This window comes from Phenylobacterium sp. (assembly GCF_030654915.1).
Lineage (GTDB): Bacteria > Pseudomonadota > Alphaproteobacteria > Caulobacterales > Caulobacteraceae > Phenylobacterium.
Map to the genome: position 1 here is coordinate 1 of NZ_JAURWM010000203.1, position 3,047 is coordinate 3,047.

General features: G+C 65.9%; 3 protein-coding genes and 1 pseudogene. 1 reads left to right on the forward strand and 3 read right to left on the reverse strand.

Annotated features, from left to right (window positions below; genetic code table 11):
* Positions 1-109 precede the first annotated feature (109 nt).
* From Q7T84_RS10375 to Q7T84_RS10385, 3 genes are all read right to left on the reverse strand, one after another.
* Entirely contained in the window at positions 110-625 is a 516-nt protein-coding gene (locus Q7T84_RS10375) for a hypothetical protein (RefSeq protein WP_304808464.1), read from the reverse strand.
* Between the two features lie 226 nt (positions 626-851).
* The gene (locus tag Q7T84_RS10380) at positions 852-1,778 is read right to left on the reverse strand and encodes a phytanoyl-CoA dioxygenase family protein (protein ID WP_304808466.1); all 927 of its coding nucleotides are present in this window, start codon (positions 1,776-1,778) and stop codon (positions 852-854) included.
* Positions 1,775-2,050 carry a hypothetical protein gene (locus tag Q7T84_RS10385; RefSeq protein ID WP_304808468.1) on the reverse strand — a complete coding sequence of 92 codons (276 nt, stop codon included), beginning with the start codon at positions 2,048-2,050 and terminating at the stop codon, positions 1,775-1,777. Before Q7T84_RS10385 ends, Q7T84_RS10380 begins: the two co-directional genes overlap by 4 nt.
* A gap of 166 nt (positions 2,051-2,216) precedes the next feature.
* Here Q7T84_RS10385 and Q7T84_RS10390 point away from each other — a divergent pair.
* A pseudogene (locus tag Q7T84_RS10390) lies at positions 2,217-3,047 on the forward strand (ATP-dependent DNA helicase); the annotation flags it as partial.

Sequence of the window (3,047 nt, forward strand, 5' to 3'; positions counted from 1 at the left end):
AACAGGTCAGGCGGCGTGGCCGCGGCGTCAGCCATCACCGCATATGATGTTCCCGTTCCGTTTCAGGCAAGGTGCTTCTCGACGCAGTTTTGATGTCCGCGTTGCCGCGCTACGCGAGCCACATCCGATATGCCGCGATCACGAACAGTAGGATCGCCAAGCCGACCCAGAGTTTGTTCACTTTCGGCTTGTCGCCCAGCGCCTTTGATTGGTCACTGCGACCAGCGCTCATCACGCGGAAGAACTGCAGGTCCTGGCCGATCTTGCCCTCCGGCTCCCAGCCGCCAAGGGTTTCCGCCAGTTCCAAGGGAGCCATGAACAAGAAGTCTTCGGCGTCGTCGTCTTCTAGGTTCCGCTCGGCGAGATGGCGGTCACGGATCGCCGCGAATTCGCTCGGAGGATCCCCCGCCACGATGAGGCTACCTTCAACCTCCTCGTCGTAAAGCCGGTCGGTTTCGCCCGGCGCTTCGGTCGCTACCGACCAGATCTGTCGGCCGTCTTCATAGCCCCAGACGCTGCTCGTGCAGTCGTTGCCTTCGGCCCTGGCCGCGACCAGCGAAGCGCCTCTAGACAGTTCCGCAATACGATCCAGCGACAACTCATCGTAGTCGGTGACGATGAGCACGCGGCCCTGAGCCGTGATCGCCCATGCAAAGTCGCCTCGCCTCGGATAGTCGAGGGGCTCACCGCGATCAACGAGGCCAAGGCGGGAGAGCACCTCGTCCTTGTCGAGTCCGGTTACGGAAACCCAGTCGTGCGCGTATCCCATGTGCCCCACCCTCTAAAGGTGCAGCCAAATTGTGTTCCCGGTACGTTCTTGTCAAGCTTGGTCAGGCGAGGACGTTTCGGATTCAGGCGCTCGCCTGGTTCTCCAGCCGGGTGAGCCAGTAGTCGGCGTCGTATGTCGGGTCGCCGGTCAGGTAGCGCCAGAGCTTGATGCGGTTCAGCATTTCGAGCCGCCCGGTGTCCTGTTCGAACCAGGGCTCGGGCGCCATCAGGATTTCCTCGATGCTCTCCGGCGGCTGAGCCTTCACATAGAATATCGGCCGCTGGGCCGACTGGGGTTGCAGGGTGGAAAGGTCGAACTGCCGCGCTTGGGATCGGCTCGGGTTCATACGGATCTTGAACATGGTGCGGGTGCGCTCGGCCAGGTTCACGCCGCCGCCGTGCCAGACGCCGGAATGCAGGAAGAGCAGGGTGCCGGCCTCGCAGACCATGTGCTGCTGGCCGCGGATATTCTGATAGCGGCCGAGCGCCACCTCGCTAACCTTGCGCAGATGGGTGCCTGGGATGAACCGCGTGCCGCCCATCTCCCGCGTCACCGCGTGCGGATAGTACATGATCTGCACGTCGAAGGCTGTGCGCGGGTCGATGGTCGAGTCCTGGTGGGTGTGCTGGGATACGCTCTCGCCGCCGGAGTGATAGGCGGGCGGGAATGTCACGTGCAGGAAATGGTGGTCGAAGGTGGGGTCCTCGCCGACCAGGCTGCGAATGGCGCCGGCCACCAGCGGAAGTTCCAGCATGCGGTTGACGGCCGAGCCTTGTGGGTAGGCGCGCGCCAGCGGCGTGCCGGCCGCAACCTCGGGAACGCCTGCCTCGGCCAGCAGCCGGCCATAGGCTTGGCGCAGCGTGGAGTCCGGCTGCGGCGAGGCGATCTCGCCCATCTCCGCCAGGAACTGGGCATTGATATCGTCCGGAACGACGCCATCGAATCGCAGGAACCCACGCGCCGTGAAGCTGGCCATCTGACTGGCGGTGAGCAGGGGCAATCCGGTCATGCCGCAACCTCCACAAGGCGTTCGAAGAAGAACTCGTACTTCAGGTAGCTGACGTCGAACTCCGCGCCGCGTTGATGCGGCAAGACCTGCGAGGCCTGGAAGAGCCGCCAGCCATCCTTCAGAGCATCAACGCCAGTCTTGTAGGGTGGAGTGTCTGTATCGCCGGCCATGGGGCGGGTCTCGCCTGTGCCATCATAGACCGCCCAGGCCACAGTCGGCGCGTCGAGCGCCGAATTGGCCAAGTATAGGACCAGAACTTTCTGGCGCGTCATTTGTCTCTTCCCTGTCCCGGACTGTGTCGCCAGGTTGGCTGTGATCATGGACTCAGGCGCGAGAGCAGGACAACTTCTATTTGTCTCCAAATCGGCTGACGTGGCGGAAGATCAAATTGAGAACGTCGCCGCTGACATCTGGCGTGAACGTCGCTAAGTCCAAGGGGTGAACGCCCCTTCCACCACCCTTGATCTCGCCCCGGCGCTCGTGGTGCTGCCGGGACCGCGCGCCGCCGTCGCTGATGGCGGTGGAACGCAAGCGGTGCGGGCGCCGGATGCGCGCGACCTGTTCGAGCATGGTCCGGTGCTGGTCGCTCACGCCTCGATGACCGCAAAGCGCTTGGGACTCTATGCGCCGGCTCGCGCCTCGGGGCTGTTCGACGCCATGGAGTTGTTCGCCTTCGTGCGGCCGGCGCGCTTCTGCGCGCCGTCGGCGGCAGGTCTGGCCCTGGCGCTGGGCCTGCCTGAGCCCAAGGGCGCGCCGGCCCAAGCGCAGACCCTGCGCGAGGCGGCGCGCGTGCTGCTGGCAGAGATCGCCGCGACGCCCGAGCCCAGCCGGGAGGAGGCCCTAGCCATCGCCGAGACCCTGATGCGGGTCGGCTGGGCCTGGGGACCGCCCATCGTCGCGGCTTTGCGCTCAGGGCCGGTGGGCAACCAGTTCCGGACCTCGGGCCTGGACGTGTGGACCCGGGTCATGGAGTGGGAGGACCAGGCGCCGCCGGGCGAGGCCACCTCCACCCCCATCGCCGGCGAGGACGCGGCCAAGCGGCTGGCCGAACTGCTGCAACGCTCGGGCCTCGACGAGAGCCGTCCGGCCCAGGCCGAATATGCCGCCGAGGCCGCCTACGCCTTCCAACCGAGGGAGCGTGAGGGCGAGCCCCGCATGATGTTGGCCGAGGCGGGCACCGGGGTCGGCAAGACGCTCGGCTATCTGGCCCCGGCCTCGCTGTGGGCGGAGGCCAACGGCCCCTCGGTGTGGATCTCGACCTACACCCGC

Bases quoted from the DNA above. Each gene is read 5' to 3' on its own strand.
- Q7T84_RS10380 (WP_304808466.1), bottom strand. From the start codon at position 1,778: ATGACCGGATTGCCCCTGCTCACCGCCAGTCAGATGGCCAGCTTCACG.
- Q7T84_RS10385 (WP_304808468.1), bottom strand. From the start codon at position 2,050: ATGACGCGCCAGAAAGTTCTGGTCCTATACTTGGCCAATTCGGCGCTC.